This window comes from Pseudomonas sp. GW823-FHT01D03 (genome assembly GCF_058798255.1).
On the sequence record NZ_JBXAKK010000001.1, the window covers coordinates 797,553 to 814,008 of the forward strand.

At 61.7% G+C, this 16,456-nt stretch carries 17 protein-coding genes; 12 read left to right on the top strand and 5 right to left on the bottom strand.

Annotated elements, in window-relative coordinates:
• The first annotated feature begins 21 nt into the window (after positions 1-21).
• Positions 22-579 carry a DUF4136 domain-containing protein gene (locus tag AC1RBR_RS03440; RefSeq protein WP_204894444.1) on the top strand — a complete coding sequence of 186 codons (558 nt, stop codon included), beginning with the start codon at positions 22-24 and terminating at the stop codon, positions 577-579.
• Positions 580-834: 255 nt separating this feature from the next.
• On the top strand, positions 835-2,832 hold the full coding sequence (locus AC1RBR_RS03445) for a pilus assembly protein TadG-related protein (RefSeq protein WP_492563005.1): 1,998 nt from the start codon (positions 835-837) through the stop codon (positions 2,830-2,832).
• Here the strand turns inward: AC1RBR_RS03445 and AC1RBR_RS03450 are convergent.
• The gene (locus AC1RBR_RS03450; RefSeq protein ID WP_492563007.1) at positions 2,829-5,576 is read right to left on the bottom strand and encodes an ATP-binding protein; all 2,748 of its coding nucleotides are present in this window, start codon (positions 5,574-5,576) and stop codon (positions 2,829-2,831) included. The genes AC1RBR_RS03445 and AC1RBR_RS03450 overlap by 4 nt on opposite strands.
• On the bottom strand, positions 5,573-6,016 hold the full coding sequence (locus AC1RBR_RS03455; RefSeq protein ID WP_047600510.1) for a TadE/TadG family type IV pilus assembly protein: 444 nt from the start codon (positions 6,014-6,016) through the stop codon (positions 5,573-5,575). The genes AC1RBR_RS03450 and AC1RBR_RS03455 overlap by 4 nt, the downstream gene beginning before the upstream one ends.
• Before the next feature lie 75 nt (positions 6,017-6,091).
• Here AC1RBR_RS03455 and AC1RBR_RS03460 point away from each other — a divergent pair, with 75 nt between their 5' ends.
• Both AC1RBR_RS03460 and AC1RBR_RS03465 read left to right on the top strand, forming a co-directional pair.
• On the top strand, positions 6,092-6,562 hold the full coding sequence (locus tag AC1RBR_RS03460) for an A24 family peptidase (protein WP_166496081.1): 471 nt from the start codon (positions 6,092-6,094) through the stop codon (positions 6,560-6,562).
• Positions 6,563-6,681: 119 nt separating this feature from the next.
• Entirely contained in the window at positions 6,682-7,467 is a 786-nt protein-coding gene (locus tag AC1RBR_RS03465) for a response regulator (RefSeq protein WP_492563010.1), read from the top strand.
• Between the two features lie 60 nt (positions 7,468-7,527).
• Here AC1RBR_RS03465 and AC1RBR_RS03470 read toward each other — a convergent pair whose 3' ends face one another.
• From AC1RBR_RS03470 to AC1RBR_RS03480, 3 genes are all read right to left on the bottom strand, one after another.
• Entirely contained in the window at positions 7,528-7,935 is a 408-nt protein-coding gene (locus AC1RBR_RS03470) for a response regulator (RefSeq protein WP_492563011.1), read from the bottom strand.
• Positions 7,936-8,001: 66 nt separating this feature from the next.
• Positions 8,002-8,214, bottom strand: a complete 213-nt coding sequence (locus AC1RBR_RS03475) for a Flp family type IVb pilin (protein ID WP_492563013.1) — start codon at positions 8,212-8,214, stop codon at positions 8,002-8,004.
• A gap of 119 nt (positions 8,215-8,333) precedes the next feature.
• Positions 8,334-8,540: a Flp family type IVb pilin gene (locus AC1RBR_RS03480; RefSeq protein ID WP_492563014.1), complete on the bottom strand. Its 207-nt coding sequence runs from the start codon at positions 8,538-8,540 to the stop codon at positions 8,334-8,336.
• A 336-nt stretch (positions 8,541-8,876) separates the two neighbouring features.
• Between AC1RBR_RS03480 and cpaB the strand changes: the two genes are divergently transcribed.
• From cpaB to AC1RBR_RS03520, 8 genes are read left to right on the top strand one after another with little or no spacing between them, the layout of a single operon-like run.
• Positions 8,877-9,812: a Flp pilus assembly protein CpaB gene (cpaB, locus tag AC1RBR_RS03485; RefSeq protein ID WP_492563015.1), complete on the top strand. Its 936-nt coding sequence runs from the start codon at positions 8,877-8,879 to the stop codon at positions 9,810-9,812.
• 20 nt (positions 9,813-9,832) lie between these two features.
• Positions 9,833-11,056 carry a type II and III secretion system protein family protein gene (locus AC1RBR_RS03490; protein ID WP_115985484.1) on the top strand — a complete coding sequence of 408 codons (1,224 nt, stop codon included), beginning with the start codon at positions 9,833-9,835 and terminating at the stop codon, positions 11,054-11,056.
• Positions 11,053-12,243 carry a CpaE/TadZ family protein gene (locus AC1RBR_RS03495; protein WP_095138206.1) on the top strand — a complete coding sequence of 397 codons (1,191 nt, stop codon included), beginning with the start codon at positions 11,053-11,055 and terminating at the stop codon, positions 12,241-12,243. Before AC1RBR_RS03490 ends, AC1RBR_RS03495 begins: the two co-directional genes overlap by 4 nt.
• On the top strand, positions 12,240-13,508 hold the full coding sequence (locus AC1RBR_RS03500) for a TadA family conjugal transfer-associated ATPase (RefSeq protein WP_095138207.1): 1,269 nt from the start codon (positions 12,240-12,242) through the stop codon (positions 13,506-13,508). Before AC1RBR_RS03495 ends, AC1RBR_RS03500 begins: the two co-directional genes overlap by 4 nt.
• Before the next feature lie 18 nt (positions 13,509-13,526).
• Entirely contained in the window at positions 13,527-14,411 is an 885-nt protein-coding gene (locus AC1RBR_RS03505) for a type II secretion system F family protein (RefSeq protein ID WP_492563017.1), read from the top strand.
• A gap of 1 nt (position 14,412) precedes the next feature.
• Positions 14,413-15,297: a type II secretion system F family protein gene (locus AC1RBR_RS03510; RefSeq protein WP_492563018.1), complete on the top strand. Its 885-nt coding sequence runs from the start codon at positions 14,413-14,415 to the stop codon at positions 15,295-15,297.
• A gap of 22 nt (positions 15,298-15,319) precedes the next feature.
• Positions 15,320-16,042, top strand: a complete 723-nt coding sequence (locus tag AC1RBR_RS03515) for a tetratricopeptide repeat protein (RefSeq protein ID WP_095138210.1) — start codon at positions 15,320-15,322, stop codon at positions 16,040-16,042.
• Positions 16,043-16,059: 17 nt separating this feature from the next.
• A complete protein-coding gene (locus tag AC1RBR_RS03520) occupies positions 16,060-16,332 on the top strand; it encodes a DUF3613 domain-containing protein (RefSeq protein WP_095138211.1) in 273 nt (90 codons plus the stop codon).
• Positions 16,333-16,456: the final 124 nt, after the last annotated feature.

The following is a 16,456-nucleotide window of genomic DNA, read 5'->3' on the forward strand; positions in this document are numbered from 1 at the left end:
GCCTTCAACCGGAGAACAACCATGTTCCGTCGTCTCGCTCTACTGGCCATGGCCGCGCTGCTCAGTGCCTGCGCCTCCAACCAGGTCAATCACGACTTTGACGCCAGCCGCGACTTTGCCGCCTATCGCAGCTGGAGCTGGAAAGAACCGGCGCTGCAATATCGCCCGGATGATCCACGGATCAAGAGCGACCTGACCGAGCAACGCATCCGCCAGGCCGTCAGCGATCAACTTGATCAGCGCGGTTTGCGCCCTGCCGCTGCGGGCGCCAAGGGTGATTTGAGCGTGCAGACCTACCTGATCGTCGAGGATCGTCAGCAGCAAGTGACCACCAACTACGGCGGCGGTTGGGGCGGCCCGTGGAACGGTTACTGGGGCGCGCCTATGTACAACGAAACCCGCAACATCACCTACAAGGTGGCGACCATCCAGATCGACCTGCTCGATGGCAAGGACGGCAAACTGGTGTGGCGTGGCAGCGACGAGCAAATGCTCAGCAGCACGCCCAATCCACAGGATCGCAGCAACGCGGTGCGTGAAACCGTCAGCCGGATATTGGCCAACTATCCACCGCGCTAGTCCGCTGTAAAAAAAAAACGGGAGCCCAAGAGGCTCCCATTTTTTGCCCCACCAAAAATCCCCCTGTGGGAGCGAGCTTGCTCGCGAAGACGGCGTGTCAGCCACATCCCTGTTGAATGACACAGCGCATTCGCGAGCAGGCGAGGTCTGCAGGGTTTTGTGCAGCACCAAATGGCGCGTTGCCACTGGCGCCGTCTACACTCAACTCCACCATCGGAGGTAGCGCTCGGCAACGCGCCGGCAAAGGAGTGCGCCATGTCGCCTCGTTCGCAGTTCAACGGCCCGGCCCGGCAACACGGGGCGATCAGCTTGATGGCGGCTGCCACCCTCAGTCTGGCGCTGGTGTTGATGCTGTTGGTGGTCGACACCGGTCGGCTGTACATGGAGCAGCGCAAGTTGCAGCGAGTGGTCGACAGTGCGGCGCTGGAGGCGGTCAGCCGTGGCGGCAATTGTCAGTCAGGCCTCAGCGCGGCCACGTATGCCGGGCAAAGCGCAGTGCGCAATGGCTACACCGTCGATACCAACAACACTCTGACGACCACCTGCGGCAGCGTGCAGACCGCAGCCAGTGGGTTGCGCGCGTTCACCGCCGATGCAACCCGGTCGAGCGCAATCAAAGTGGACGCCAGCCGCACAGTCACCACCAGTTTTGCCGGTGGCGTGCAGGCCTTGTTCAGCGGTTCGGCGGTCAGCCTGAACACCACGCTCAACGCCTCGGCCGTCGCCGCGCAACCGACCCCGACGGTTGCGCAACTGAACATCCGCAGTACGCTGGCGAGCATCAATACTGCGCAATCGAACATTCTCAATCCGCTGTTTTCCGGGCTGCTCGGTGGCAACGTCAATCTCACGGCACTGGGTTGGGACGGTCTGCTCAATACCGACATAAACCTGCTCAGCTACCTCAATCAACTGGCAATCAACCTCAACGTCGCCGCCGGCAACTACACGCAACTGCTCAACACTCAGGCCACGGTCACCCAACTGATTCAGGCGGCCGCGACGGTGGTGCAGCTCAATGGTGCGACCGCCACGGTGATCACTGCGCTGGGGCAGTTGCAGGTCGCGGCGATCAACGCCGCACCGGTCAAACTCGGCGACATCCTGCAGTTGCAGACCGGCACCACGGCGGCGGGACTGGATGCCAACCTGCAACTGCTGCAACTGATTCAGGGCGTGGTGCAACTGGCCAACAGCAAAAGCGCGGTGGCCGCGACTTTGCCGATCAGCGTGCTGGGGCTGGCGAATGTCACGGTGCGGGTCAAGGTGATCGAGCCGCCGCAGTTCTCGGCGATTGGTGATCCGGCGCGGGCCAAGGCCAATCCGTTGGGGGCGGACCGGATTTATGTGCGCACGGCGCAGATTCGCACGATGCTCTCGGTGAATCTGCCGGTGTTGTCCGGGGTGACCGGGCTGGCCAATGCGGTGTTGGGGCTGGTCGGCACACTGACCCCGACCCTCAATGCGCTGCTGAGTCTGAATCTGGTCGACACGCTCAACTCCGTGCTCTGTCTGCTGGGCGCCGGTTGCGAGCAACTCGATCCGAAACTGCTGCCGAGCCCGCAAATCGATATCGCGCTGGATGCCGGCGGCGCGAAAAGTTATGTCACGGACTACAGCTGTCCGACCGGCACTACCGGCACCAAAAGCCTGACAGCCCACACCGTCACGTCGATTGCAGACCTCAAACTTGGCAAGATTGATCCGGCCAACGCCTTTTCATCGGCGGCCGAGCCTGTGGTCGCGCCTTTACCGCTGGTGGATCTGGGCATCGTGACCTGCCACAAGATTCTCGGCCTCGGCAGTTGCGACGCCGCGACCCGTGTTCAATACGGTGCCGGCGGCATCGCGATCAAACTCGATACCTCTGTCGCGCAAAATTCACAGGACCTTGTGTTTTCCAGTGGCACGCCGTTCGCGACTCCGCCCAACCTCAAATTGCCCTCCAGCGTGCAATCGGCGATCCCCACCAACAATATCGTCGGCAGCCTGAGCAACACGTTGGCTGGGATCAATTTGATCGTATACAGGCCGCAAGGTAGTAATCCGCTGGGCGCAATTGTGACTGGCGTCGCCTCATTGATCAGTGATGTCACCAATCGTCTGCTGCCTGTGGTGACCAACCTGGTAAGCCCATTGCTCGACCCCTTGCTCAACAATCTGCTGAAAAGCCTGGGCATCAACCTGATGGACGTCGACGTCGGCGCCAACATGACCTGCGGCCAGACCGGCAAGGCCTATCTGGTGATCTAGGCGTCCGGGGCAATCGGCAACTCGATGCAGAAACGTGCGCCCTCCAGCGAGTTGCGCACGCTCAAATGACCACCCATGTTTTCGATGATGCCGTAGCTCACCGACAGCCCCAGCCCGGTGCCGACGCCGACCGGTTTGGTGGTGAAGAACGGTTCGAAAATCCGCTCCAGCAAGCGCGGGTCGATGCCGCCGCCGTTGTCCTCGACCCACAGCCGCACCTTGTGCTCGTCGCGCTCGGCATAAATCGAGATCCATGGCTTGAACGATGAGTCTTTCTCGCGTTTGCCGAGCAGCGCATCGCGGGCGTTGACCATCAGGTTGATCAGCACCTGTTCCAGCTGATCGACATAGCCGCGCACCTGCACGCTGAAAGCGGTTTCGCTGATCCGCAGGTCGACGCCCTTGCCGCGCATGCCTTCAGCCAGCAGCGACAGCGTGCCTTCGATAGCCGATGCCGGGTTGAACAGTTGCTGCTCGATCTCCGAGCGGCGGCCGAACACGCGCATGTGATCGACCACTTTTGCCGCGCGCTGCACCTGGGCATCGATGCGGTTAAGTTTGTCGGTCAGGTAGTCGATCTGCACATCACCGTTACCCAGACGCTTGAGCACGTTGACGATGGCCATGCGCATCACGTTCAGCGGCTGATTGATTTCGTGGGCGAGGCCGGTAGCCATTTCGCCGAGGGTGGCCATTTTTGCGCTTTGTGTGAGTTGCTGCTGCGAGCGCCGCACCTCGGTGTTGTCGCGGCCCACGGCCTGCACCTCAAGCAGGCGCCCGTGTTCATCGAACACCCCGCGATCGGACCACACCCACCAGGCGTGCTCGCGCCCGGGTAACTGCAAACTGATTTCGGCGGTGCTCACCGGCAGCTCCGGCGTCAGCAGTGCCAGACGCTGGACGAAGGCGGCGCGTTGTTCGTCGGACATCCAGCTGCCCAGATCGACCCCCGGCAATTGCTCCGGGGTGCATTCCAGGTAGGTCGCCAGCGGCCGGTTGCCGAAGGTCAGAGTCAGATCCGGGCGATAACGGCAGATCATCGCCGGAGAGTCTTCCACCAGAATCCGGTAACGCTCTTCGCTGTGTCTGACCTGTTCGGCGGCGAGGGTCGCTTCGGTGACGTCCAGCCACAGCCCGACAGCTTCGACCGGCAGACCAAGGTCATTGCGCAGCAGCTTGGCTTCGTCGAGCAGCCAGTGGTAGTCGCCGCGTGCGTCGCGCAAGCGAAAACGTGCGCGCGCCGAGCCTTCGCGCAACAGTTGTCGGGTGCGGGCGAAATACAGCTCACGGTCTTCGGGGTGAATCAGTTGCACCCAGTCGGCGGTGCAGCCCTCCGCCGGCGTCAAGCCCAGCAGCGGCTGCAGGCTGGCGCTGAAAAAGTCCGGAAGCAACGCGCCCTCGACGTAGCGCTGCACATAAATCACCGCCGGCGAACTGGCGATCAGGTTATCCAGCCGCGCATGGGCGGCTTCGGCGCGTTGCTGCTGGTTCTGGATGTCGCTGATGTCGAGCATGAATCCCACCAGCCGCCGCTGTTCACCGCTGCCGGCGACCTGGCCCTGAACGCGATACCACAGAGGCGTTTGTCCGGGGCCGCTGCGGTGCAGGCGAACGCACAGGGTCAGGGGCTCGCCGTGCAATTGCAGGGCATGCAGACGACTGCGCAGTTCTTCGCGGTCGGCCGGATGAATCAGTGCCAGCCAGTCTTGCAGCGAGATGCGAGCACGATCCGCCGGCAACACATCGAGCAGCGTAGGCGCCAGCAGCATGTCGTCGCCAAGCATTTCCCACCAACCGGTGGCGAGCAGGGTCTGCAGCGATTCCAGGCGTTCGGTGTAGTGATGATGTTGCTGTTCTCGCAGGCGGCTGAGCAGCGGGCCGGCGAGGGCGCTGGTGAGTGCCATCCAGTCGCGGTCGCTGAGGTGCGGGGCGGCAACGTCCACGGTATAGAAGCCGCAGAGCAGCCACGCCACCACCCCGCGATCATCGCTGTAGGGCACGGCGAACCCGTCGGCGTTGCCGAACGTGGCCTCTACCCGCGCGTGTTCGTACAAGCCGTGATGGGCGCCAAGGCGCTGCGGCGCGCTGCCGTTGAGGCTGTCGAGCGGCGTGCCCAGACGCTGGCCGTCCTGCCACAGCATGGGCGAGTCGTGGGCGCGATATTGCTCGTAGATTTGCCAGCCCTGTGCCTGTTCGTCGAGCAGGGCGATGGCCAGACACGGGATATGCCAGCGCTGGGCGATGGCCTGCAATTGCTCGCTGACCACCCTCGGCAAACGCGTCAGGCTACAGACGCGCAGGTGTTCGCTGATCTGCCCGGCAAGTGCCTGGCAGGCTTCGCGGTGGCGCGCTTGCTGGCGCTCCAGCAGCAGGTCGCCGATGTCCATCAGTTGCAGCACCCAGCCCTCGGCCGAAGGCTGCACCCAACCGCGCAGGTGCAGGGTCTGATCGCTGAGGCCGGGAAAATCCAGATCGAGCATTTGCCCCTGCCAGTCCTGCGGGCGGCCTTCGATGGCCAGTGTGCTGTGCGCCAGCAAATAAGCCGACAGCGGCAACGGCGAGTTGTGGGGCGGTTGTTGTGCCAGTTGGTGACGCAACGGCCCGGCGATTTGCAACACGCAGCCGTCGTGATCCAGTTGCAGGTGCAAGCCCAGCGGCGGTGCCCCGAGATGATCGGGCAGTTCGTTGGCCGGCGGTGGCGCACGCTTGAGCAGGCGTCCGAACAGATTGTCGCCGCCGGTCAAAATTTCAGGCTCGACGAGGCGGTGAGGTTGGCGGGCAGGCTGGGCACCGCGCCCACCCCCGGCAGCACCAGAAACGGCATGATCTGGTTGAGCTTGCTGGTGGGGTAATTGACGCTGACCGTCAACGTGCCCTGAGCGGCGTCATAGACCGCTGAGGTGTCGACGCCGACCACCAGATTCAGGGTTGATGTCCACTGCAACTGATCGGCCAATACGGCGTTGGCAGTGCTCACCACCACCGAGGCATAGCCGGGGGTATTCGGATCCACCGCGACGCTGCGGCGCACCGCTTCGGACGTCGCCTCGTTGAAGCTCTGCATCAATAGAAACGGCAGGCTGTAACTGACCAGCGCGTAGAACACGGCGAAAAAAATCACGAATACCAAGGCGAATTCGATCGCCACTGCGCCTGCCTGTGATTTTGCGAAGCCGGTTTTCATGAGTGCGTCTACCCTGACTTTCACTGCGTAGTATCAGCATAGAATCAATCAGCAAAATCGGATGGATTTAACCGGATGCACAGTTTAGTTCTCCTGATCTGGCTCGCCCTGTGCGCCGCCCAGGATGCCCGGCAACGGCGCATCTCTAATGTGCTGACGTTCGGTGCGGGAGCGCTGGCGCTGATTCATCTGTGGGTGACCGGCACCACTTGGTTCGGGGCTGATGCGCAGCAGGGATGGTGGGCCGCAGCGATCGCCCTGGGGTTAACTGTTCCAGGATATTTCATGGGCCGGATGGGAGCGGGCGATGTGAAATTAATGACAGCCATGGGCCTTGCGACGAACGGTTTATTCATTCTGTGTGCGTTTATCGGCGCGGGTATTGCCAGTTTGCTCTGGCTGCTGATTGCGCCAAGAGTCTGGCTTCATATGAGTCAACGACTTAGAGAACATCTTCGATATATGGAGCCTGGAACGTCAAAAAAGCTGCCATTTGCACCGTTCGTGCTGCTGGGGGTACTGGCTTCGATTCATTGGATCCATTAGTCGCCAGGCGCCACTAGTCCTATGTACATAGTCGGAAAGTGCGTCTACTTTCAAATGAAGTCGTTACACAGCCAAAGTGCAGAAAAAGTCAGCTTTGGCCTCGAGCAATGGAGTGGTTCGTGAACAAGCTTACGTCGGCGGTAAAAGTGCTCGTGGTCGATGATCAACCCTTGATCGTCGAAGAATTGTGCGAGTTTCTCGAAAGCAGCGGCTACCGCTGTGTGCCGTGTGAATCCAGCATGCAGGCGATCGAACGGTTCAGCGAAGACGCGGAAATCGGCCTGGTGCTCAGTGATCTGCACATGCCGGACATGGATGGCATTCAGCTGGTGCAGGAACTGCAACGTATCTGCGGCAAACACCGGGTGTTCGAAGCGATCATGCTCACCGGTCGCGCCGACAAACAGGACGTGATCAAGGCGTTGCGCGCCGGGATTGCCGACTATTACCAGAAGCCGATCCAGCTCGATGAACTGCTCGAAGGCGTGAAGCGTCAGGAAGCGGCGCTGCACGAGCGGCACAAGAATGTGCAGTTGGGGCACCTGAACCAGAAGCTGCAATTTCTCTCGGAGTCCATCGACGATCTCTACCAGGATCTGGACAAGGTCCGACGCAATCCGGCGGCGGTGGTCAAAGACATGCTCGGCGGCGACAGCGCCGAAGCCGAGCAGGAGATTCCGGAGATCTTCAGTCAATTGTCGCCACGACAGCTGGATGTGGCGCGGCTGGTGGGCAAGGGGCAGACCAACTATCAGATCGCCTGCGAGTTGGGCATCACCGAAAACACCGTGAAACTGTATGTCTCGCAGGTCTTGCGCCTGACTCACATGCACAACCGTACGCAGTTGGCATTGGCGCTGTCGCCCAGTGCTTCGGCCGCCCGTCAGCGTGTAACCGCACACTGATCGCGATTGCCTGTCCCACGCGGACAGGCAGTCAATTCTGCCAAAAACACCTCGCCCGTATTACCCGGCCTGCGTCTTCGGTTTGGGGAACAGATTGTCCAGGGTTTCCAGCAGGCGCACGTGGTAGATCGGCTTGCGAAACAGATCCAGCACCTGCAGGCGCAGCATGTCGCTGACGTCCTCCATGTCGGCATGTCCGGAGGTCACGATCACTGGAAGATGCTGGCGTGAAGTGTGCTCGCGCAGGCGTTTGATCAATGACATGCCGGACTCCTCCGGCATGCGCAGATCGGTAATCACCAGGGCAATATCCGGAAAGCAGGTGAGGTGATGCAGGGCGAGTTTCACCGAGGTGGCGGTGTGGCAGACGAAGCCTTCGCCCTCCAGCAACTCGGCCAGCTCAAGCAACGCGTCCTCTTCGTCGTCAACCAGAAGCAACTGTTGGCGGGGGAGCGAGGAGGCAGTCATGGGCAGTCCCTGAAAAGCTGGAAGTGAGATCGAGTGTAGCGCGACATTCGCCGGACGCGACTCACATCAGGGGGTTTGCACCGGAGCGGTTTGTGCAGTGCCGCCGATGGGTACCAGCACACTGTTGAAAATCGCCAGCACCTGAGCGCCAACCGGCGTCACGAACACCACCACCACTACCGCCACCATGGCCACCACAATCGCGTACTCGATGGCCGAAGCGCCTTCCGTATTTGCCAGAAACGCCCGCGCACGCAGCAACAGATATTCAAGCACCATGAGCATTCTCCTTTGCGTCAGCCCTCGGCCGCACGCTGGAAATTCAATGGCCTCGTCAACGCCCGGGCGCGCGATTGCTCACCCGCGCGCGGGCATTGAAAGGGGACGAGAGGGGGGTATCAAGGCGTAGGTCGGACCTGAGCCGTTCCGCCAAGACTGGTCAGAACTGAATTGAAAATCGCCAGTACCTTGTTGCCGACAGGTGTCACGAACACCACGACAACCACGGCCACCATGGCCACCACGATTGCGTACTCGATTGCCGACGCCCCTTCCTCGCTTTTGAGAAAAAGACGGGCCTTGGCCAGCAGATATTCGAGAATCATACGTCCACTCCTTTGCGCCTCTGGCGCCGATCCAACGCTACAGCGGCATGCTTTCACCGTGCTATCAGAGCATTGTCAACAAACCCCCGGTCAACAACTGTAAGAACGGATTAATCACAAAGGATTAACCAGAACGTTAGTCGAGCCAAACCCTACAGTTAATTGGCCAGGACTCATACTTTAGTGAGTTATTTTGCTGTCAGAAATGGCGTTTTGGCTCGGATCAGCTAGCTTGGAAATAGCGAAATCGTTGCATGTTCATAGCTGCCTGATCGCGAAAAATTCTCTCGGCAGGAAGTACAGGCTGTCGGTGCAGTGAGGAAAGGGAGAGCCGTCATGAACAGTCGCGTCACCATGGGGCTTGCGGCAGTGTTGTTGCTTGGGGCAATCATCGTCGGTTACTGGGGCCTGGTCCTCAGTCGACAGCCGGCTCCCGTTGCCCCGGCGCCTGCCGCTTCAGCAGTGGTGGTGGAAAAAACCGTGGCCGCCGCCGAGGATCAGACCCGTCAGCCCGTGGTCGTGCTGTTGCACGATGTGCCGCCGTTCACCCCGTTGACCGCTGCCGATGTGGCCGTGGAAAAATTGCGCAGTGCGCCGGCCGGCAGCCTGACCAGTGTTGATCAGGTCGTGGGGCGTAAACCGTGGCGCCATTTGAGCGCCGGCACCTGGCTCAACGATGAAAGCTTCGAAGCCGGCGGAGCGCTGGCGCGGATGATCCGCAGTGACGAGCGCGCGCTCACCGTGGCCGTGGACGAAGTGATCGGCGCCGCCGGGCAACTGGTGCCCGGCGACTACGTTGATGTGCTGCTCTACCTGCGTCAGGACGCGAGCAATCTGCAGCAGTCGGCGCAGATCGTCGTGCCGGCCATGCGCGTGCTCGGCGTCGGTGAGCAATACGGCCTGACCAACGATGGGCAGCCCGCCAGCCCGGCCCTGAGCGCCGACGAAAAACTCAAACAGGATCAGCGCCGGATCGCCGCGCGCACCGTGGTGTTGGCCGTGCCTGAACAATTGCTCAGCCGGATGATGCTCGCCACTCAGGTCGGTACCCTGCGCCTGGCCGTGCGCAGCAGCGAGGAACAGCGTCTGGCCAAATACTGGGCCGGTGAAAAGCAGGCGCCGGCGCATCTGGACAACGCCAACAGCCAACTCTTCCAGTTCACCCAACTGGCCCTCGGTGCCGCGCCGAAAGCGCCGGCCGCTGGCGGCCACGGCGGTGCGCGGCCGATGGAAGTGATCCGCGGCAATCAGCTTTCCCAACAAGCCCCATGACTGAGCAAGGATCCACGTGCATGCAGAGTCGATTCAGGCCGCTATTAACACCTGTCGTCCGGGCCTTGATACTGATGGGACTGTCGATCAACGCCGCCGTCGCGGCCACCGGCAATTGCTCGGCACTCGGCCGTATGCCGCCGGTGATCGAGATTGGCGAAGGGTTCCAGCAGGATATCCAGTCACCCGTGGCGATCACCCGTGTGGCCATCGGCGACCCGAAGATCGCCGACGTGCATGACACCGGCAGCGCCTCGTTTCTACTCACCGGGGTGGCTCCCGGCGCCACCAGCCTGATGGTCTGGACCTCGTGCTCCAGTGAACCGCGGCAGAGCATGGTGTTCGTCAAGGGCAGTGCCACCGCCGCACTGACCAGCGCCAGCAGACTGCCTTCCGATGATCCGACGCTGCCCTCGCAAGTGCAGACCGACATTCGTTTCGTCGAAGTCAGCCGCACCAAACTCAAGGAAGCGACCGCTTCGCTGATCGGCACTCGGGGCAATTTCCTCTTCGGATCGCCCGGTACTTTGCCACCCATCGACGGCGTGCCGACGCCGAGACTGCCGGTGGATAACGGCCTGTTCAATTTCTCGTGGGTCGGCGGCAAGACCATGGCGATCATCAACGCCCTGGAAACCAGCGGTTTCGCCTACACCCTCGCGCGCCCCAGCCTGGTGGCGCTGAGCGGGCAAAGCGCAAGCTTTCTGGCCGGCGGTGAAATCCCGATTCCGGTGCCCAGTGCCGGCAGCGACACGGTGACTATCGAGTACAAGGAGTTCGGCATCCGCCTGACCCTGACGCCGACCGTGATCGACCGCAATCGCGTGGCACTGAAGGTCGCGCCGGAAGTCAGTGAACTGGATTACGCCAACGCCATCAGTATCGCCGGCACCCCGGTGCCGGCCCTTACCGTACGCCGTACCGACACCAGCATCTCGCTGGCCGACGGCGAAAGCTTTGTCATCAGTGGCTTGATTAGCACCAGCAACACCTCGCAAGTGAACAAGTTTCCGGGGCTGGGCGACATTCCGGTGCTCGGCGCCTTTTTCAAAGGTTCTCAGATCAGACGCGAAGAGCGTGAACTGTTGATGATCGTCACCCCGCATCTGGTGCAGCCACTGGCGGCGGACGCGCAACTGCCGTCGCTGCCGGGGGAAAAACTGCGCAACTACGACCCGAATTTCTACCGCATGTTCTTCCTCGAAAACGGCAACTTCGACAAGCGCAGTGGACTGTCCCAATGAACCAGAACCTGAGCCAGACCTTTCTCGCGATCACCCGTAACAGCACCGATCTGGAGTGGCTGCAAGGCGCACTCGCGCCGCTGGGTCAGGTGGTGAGCGCCGGGGCCGGGAGCCTGGATGAGTTGCTGGCGCTGGTCGACGTCACCTTCGCCAGTCTGGTGTTCGTCGGCCTCGATCGCGACCATGTGGTCGCGCAGAGTGCGTTGATCGAAGGCGCGCTGGAAGCCAAACCGATGCTTGCTATCGTCGCGCTCGGCGACGGCATGGACAATCAATTGGTGCTCAACGCCATGCGTGCCGGCGCCCGGGATTTCGTCGCCTACGGTTCGCGCGCCAGTGAAGTCGCCGGGCTGGTGCGGCGCTTGAACAAGCGCCTGCCACCGGTGGCGGCCAACACCCAACTTGGTGGCCTCACGGTGTTGTACGGCACGCAGAGCTATTGCGATGGCGCGCTGCTGGCCAACCATATGGCGCAGGTGGTGCAAAAGAGCGGACAGCAGACCCTGCTGTTGGATCTGGGCCTGCCGCGCGGCGACAGCCTGGCGCTGCTCGGGCTCGAGAGTTCGTTCCATTTCGGCGATGCCTTGCGTCACTTGCGCAGGCTCGACGCGACCCTGATCGACAGTGCCTTCACCAGCGCTGAAGCGGGGCTGCGGATTCTGGCGTATGCCAGCAGCGACGAGCCGCTGGAAAACACCAGCGCCGCCGAGCTGTACATGTTGCTCAGCGCCTTGCGCCAACACTTCCAGCACATCGTCGTGAACCTCACCGGGCAGTCCGACAGTGAAGCCTTGCGCACCTTTGTCAGCCACTGCGACAAGCTGATCTGGTACACCGATCAGAACGTGCTCAACTGCCGCCGCAACCTGGCCGTGCTCAATCTGTGGCGCGAGAAAGGCATGAAGCTCGACCACGCGCGTTTGCTGGTGGACGGCTACCTGGGCAGCGTTGCCCCGGATGCTGAAACCCTGGGCAAAACCTTCAACCTCGAAGTGATCGCGGTATTGGCCGCCAATGCCGAAGTGCGCCTGAACGCCAAGAACCAGGGCGTCAGCCTGTTCGAACTGGCCCCGCGGGAAAAACTCACGCAAAGCCTGCGTGCTCTCGGTGAGCGTCTGGCCAAGCGCTCCGAAGGACTGGCCAAACCCAAGGTCACCTGGTTCGACCGTTTGCGAGGCACCTCATGAGCGCGGAAAAACTGTTTGGCGCGGTGCAGCGCGGCGCGACCGGCAATACCGATCACGAAGGCCTGAAACTGGTCCTGCACCGCTACATCATCGACGCCATCGAAGAGTCGGGGAAAAACCTGCTGGAGGGCTCGCGCCAATTGCTGGCGCAGTTTGTCACCGACAAGGTTGCCGAATACATTGCCCGCCTGCACCTGGCGATTTCCCGTTACGAGATGGAGCGGCTGGCCGAAGAAATCGTCGATGAACTCACCGGTTTCGGCCCGCTGGAAGTGCTGCTGCGCGATCAGTCGGTGACCGAGATACTGGTCAACGGCCCGCACCGGGTGTTCATCGAACGCGATGGCGTGCTGCATCAGAGTGACCTGCGTTTTATCGACGCGCACCACGTCGAACGGGTCATGCAACGGATTCTCGCGCCACTCGGACGACGCCTCGATGAATCCTCGCCGATGGTCGATGCGCGTCTGCCGGACGGCAGCCGGGTCAACGCGATCATCCCGCCGATCGCGCTCGACGGCCCCTGCCTGTCGATTCGCAAGTTTCGCAAGGACATGCTCAAGAGCAGCGACCTGATGGCGATGCAGACCATCGATCTGGCGATTTTCGAGTTCCTCCAGGAGGCGGTAGGCAAGCGTTGCAACGTGCTGATCAGCGGCGGTACCGGCACCGGCAAGACCACGCTGCTGAACATCCTCAGCCAATTGATCAACCCCCACGAGCGTCTGGTGACCATCGAAGACGTCGCCGAATTGCAGCTTGGCCACCCGCACGTCGTGCGCCTGGAAACCCGTCCGCCGAACGCCGAGGGCCACGGCGAAGTCAAGGCCAGCGACCTGATCCGCAACGCCCTGCGCATGCGCCCCGACCGGATCATCCTCGGCGAGATTCGTGGGGTCGAAGTGGTCGATGTGCTGACCGCGATGAACACCGGTCACGACGGCTCGATGAGCACCGTGCACGCCAACAATGCGCAGGATGCGCTGCTGAGGTTGGAGACGCTGGTGGGGCTGACCGGTCGCTCGATCGCCGAGCGCACCTTGCGCCAGATGATCTGCGCCGCCCTCGACGTGATCATCCAGCTGACCCGCATGCCCGACGGCCGTCGCTGTGTCAGCGAGGTGGTGGAAGTGGTCGGCATCCGCGAAGACGTCTACGTCACCAACACCTTGTTTCGCCTTGATCGGCGTACCGGTTTCGGCTTCCTGCGCGAAGCGGTCAATCCGGCCGGCGACAAGTTGCGCCACGAGACCCACCTGGGCTGACCGCATGGGACTTGCATCATGATCGGACCGGCCATTCTCATCCTGCTTTGTCTGATTCTGCTCGGGCTGTCGATCTGGCTGTTCGTGCACGGAATCCACAAAACCGCTAACGAACGGGTGCTCAATCGCCTGGCGGCGGGGCAGCCACAACTGGTCGCGCAGAAGCCGACCTGGGTCGGGCTTGAACGGATGTTTCTGCGCGCCGGGCTTGGTCGTCCGACCGAACGTTTCGGGCTGTGGCTGAGCCTGTGGGGCGTGGCGATTGTCCTCGGTTATCTGCTGGCGGACTGGATCGGCTTGCTGGCGATGCTGCTGGCGCCGCCGCTGATTTTGCGTCTGTACATTTCCTGGCTGTACCAACGCCGGATCAAACGCATGATCGAGCAGTTGCCGCAGTTGCTCGACTACACCGTACGCAGCCTGAAGTCTGGGCGCACCTTGAGCGACGCGGTCATGGGCGGCATCGAATCGAGCGACGATCCGCTGAAAAAAGCCATGGGCCGGGTGCAGCGCAACGTGCAACTGGGCGTCAACCTGCCGGATGCGGTCAGCGATTTCGCCGAACTCTACGAGCAGGACGAACTGCGCATGTTTGCCCTCGGCCTCAAGGTCAACCATCGCTACGGCGGCAATGCCAGTGAGCTGCTGGAGAACCTGATCAAGCTGATCCGCGAGCGTGACCAGGGCGCCCGGCAACTGCGCGCGCTCACTGGCGAAACACGCATGACCGCGTGGGTGCTGGGTTCGCTGCCGGTGATTCTGGTGAGCTACTTCATGCTGACCAACCCCGGCTACATGCTCGGCATGTGGCACGACTCCGGTGGTCAAACCATGTTGATCATCGCCGTGGTGTTGCAAGTGACCGGTTGCCTGGCGCTGTGGCGCATGTTGCGGAGTATTTGAAATGGTCTATCTCGCCGCTCTGATGCTGCTGCTCGGTGCGTTGTTGCTGGTGGTCAATCACCTGCTGACCGAGCGCCGCCGGGTGCGCCAGGTCAACCAGCGGTTGCAGGGGCATCTGGTGCGCGAGAACCGTTTTGGTAGCTGGCTGCGGGCTCTGGGCAACAGCAGGTTCGGTCAGCGCTCGGTGAGCATCGACAGCGAAACCCAGACCCTGCTCAGTCGCCTCGGCTGGCGCCGTGCCAACGAGCGAGCGCTATTCGCCGCCTGCCAGATCGGCACGCCGCTACTGGCGCTGGGGTTGGCGATCTTTCTGCAGGAGGTGTTCTTCCCTCAAGCGGCCAACCGCTGGATCGTCCCGATGCTCGCCACCGGTGCCGGTTACCTGCTGCCCAAGCGGCTGCTGGCCTACGCCGCCGGACGCCGGCAGAAAACCATTGCGGTGGAAATCTCCACGTTCATTCCGCTGCTGCGCATCCTGTTCGAGTCAGGCATGGCAGTCGAACAAGCCTTGCGCGTGCTCAGCACCGAAGGGCAGAAACTGCTGCCGGAATTGACCCGCGAACTGCGCCTGATTCTGGCCCGGGTCGACTCGGGACTGGAGCTGGGACAGGAACTGAACAAGGCCTCGGTGATGCTCGCGGTCGATGAGTTCACCGACACCTGCGTGATTTTGCAGCAACTGATCCAGCAGGGTGGCGGGGCGATGAAATCACTGCTGGCGCTCAAACAATTACTCGACGACCGCCGCCTGACCCGGCTGCAGGAATACATCTCGAAGATGTCCGCGAAGATGTCGGTGGTGATGATGCTGTTTCTGTTTCCTGCCTTGCTGATCGTATTGGCCGGCCCGGGGTTCACTGCGATTACCCGGGCATTTGCAAGCTAACGTGGCTCATGGAGAGCGTTTGATGAAAGCATTGATTGTCCTGGCAAGTGTGTTGTTGCTCGGCGGTTGCGCCACTGACGGCCAGGCGCCGTGGTCGGCGATGCTCGCACCGAGCAGTTGCAGCAAACTCGATTCCGAACAGGAACTGGCGTTGAACCTGGCGGACGATCTGGCCAATGACGGCAAGCTGCACGCCAGCCTCGCCAACCTGCAAAGTCTGCCCGACAAACTGGTCGAGGTACGCCTGCGCAAGGCCAGGGTCTACCGCTTGCTCGGGCGCAACGAAGCCGAGCCGCTGTATCGCGGGCTACTCGGTACTTGCCTCACGGCCGACGCCGAACATGGTCTGGGCCAGATCTATGCCGCCCGTGGCGACAACGGTCAGGCCCAGGCGCACCTGCAGCGCGCGGTGCGTCTGGCGCCGACCAATGAAAAGATCCGCAACGACCTGGGCGTGGTCTACCTCAACCAGTTGCGTCTTGAAGACGCGCGCTTCGAATTCCTTACCGCGATTGAACTCAAGCAGAACGACCAGCTGGCCACACTGAATCTGGTGAGCTTGCTGCTGTACCAGAACAACTGGCAGCAAGCCGCCGAAATCGTCAGCCGCGCGCACCTGACGCCGGAGCAGTTCGCCGACGCCCAGGCCCGCGCGGAAAAACTCAAAGTGCCGGCCAAGGCCCCGGCGGCGGCCGGTAATCAGGTGGCGGTGGTGGCTGACCCACAACCGTCGGCGCTCAAGTGACACTCCGGGAGATGACCATGAATACCTTGCACAGCGTGTGCTGCCTGGCCCTGCTCAGCCTGCCGTTCGCCGCCCAGGCAATCGATGCCGGCCCGGCCTCGGCGCAGCAACAGGAAACCGAAGGCTGGCTGTTGCTGCAAAGCCGCAACCACGCCGCTTCGCCCAAACCGCAAACCGCCACCGCGGCAGAGCGGGAGCTGGCGCTGCAACGCTGGTTGAAGAAATACAGCTACGAGATTCCGGACTTATACGATCCGGATGCGGGCGGCAAGATCGAGAGCAAAAACTAGGTTGATCGCAAAGCTCAAGCGCGCAGGAGAATGCGGCCTGAGCGGATACTCGATGTATTGCCCTGAAAATTGACGTCATCACTTTGACTTTTGTGTGGTGTCAAAATGATGGCTCGTGTACATT

What these genes read in the sequence shown, in the direction of transcription:
- cpaB (WP_492563015.1), top strand. Translation starts at nt 8,877, where the DNA reads ATGAACAGTCGCGTCACCATGGGGCTTGCGGCAGTGTTGTTGCTTGGG.
- AC1RBR_RS03510 (WP_492563018.1), top strand. Translation starts at nt 14,413, where the DNA reads ATGGTCTATCTCGCCGCTCTGATGCTGCTGCTCGGTGCGTTGTTGCTG.
- AC1RBR_RS03460 (WP_166496081.1), top strand. Translation starts at nt 6,092, where the DNA reads ATGCACAGTTTAGTTCTCCTGATCTGGCTCGCCCTGTGCGCCGCCCAG.
- AC1RBR_RS03520 (WP_095138211.1), top strand. Translation starts at nt 16,060, where the DNA reads ATGAATACCTTGCACAGCGTGTGCTGCCTGGCCCTGCTCAGCCTGCCG.
- AC1RBR_RS03455 (WP_047600510.1), bottom strand. Translation starts at nt 6,016, where the DNA reads ATGAAAACCGGCTTCGCAAAATCACAGGCAGGCGCAGTGGCGATCGAA.
- AC1RBR_RS03500 (WP_095138207.1), top strand. Translation starts at nt 12,240, where the DNA reads ATGAGCGCGGAAAAACTGTTTGGCGCGGTGCAGCGCGGCGCGACCGGC.
- AC1RBR_RS03475 (WP_492563013.1), bottom strand. Translation starts at nt 8,214, where the DNA reads ATGGTGCTTGAATATCTGTTGCTGCGTGCGCGGGCGTTTCTGGCAAAT.
- AC1RBR_RS03480 (WP_492563014.1), bottom strand. Translation starts at nt 8,540, where the DNA reads ATGATTCTCGAATATCTGCTGGCCAAGGCCCGTCTTTTTCTCAAAAGC.
- AC1RBR_RS03490 (WP_115985484.1), top strand. Translation starts at nt 9,833, where the DNA reads ATGCAGAGTCGATTCAGGCCGCTATTAACACCTGTCGTCCGGGCCTTG.
- AC1RBR_RS03445 (WP_492563005.1), top strand. Translation starts at nt 835, where the DNA reads ATGTCGCCTCGTTCGCAGTTCAACGGCCCGGCCCGGCAACACGGGGCG.
- AC1RBR_RS03515 (WP_095138210.1), top strand. Translation starts at nt 15,320, where the DNA reads ATGAAAGCATTGATTGTCCTGGCAAGTGTGTTGTTGCTCGGCGGTTGC.
- AC1RBR_RS03440 (WP_204894444.1), top strand. Translation starts at nt 22, where the DNA reads ATGTTCCGTCGTCTCGCTCTACTGGCCATGGCCGCGCTGCTCAGTGCC.
- AC1RBR_RS03495 (WP_095138206.1), top strand. Translation starts at nt 11,053, where the DNA reads ATGAACCAGAACCTGAGCCAGACCTTTCTCGCGATCACCCGTAACAGC.
- AC1RBR_RS03505 (WP_492563017.1), top strand. Translation starts at nt 13,527, where the DNA reads ATGATCGGACCGGCCATTCTCATCCTGCTTTGTCTGATTCTGCTCGGG.
- AC1RBR_RS03470 (WP_492563011.1), bottom strand. Translation starts at nt 7,935, where the DNA reads ATGACTGCCTCCTCGCTCCCCCGCCAACAGTTGCTTCTGGTTGACGAC.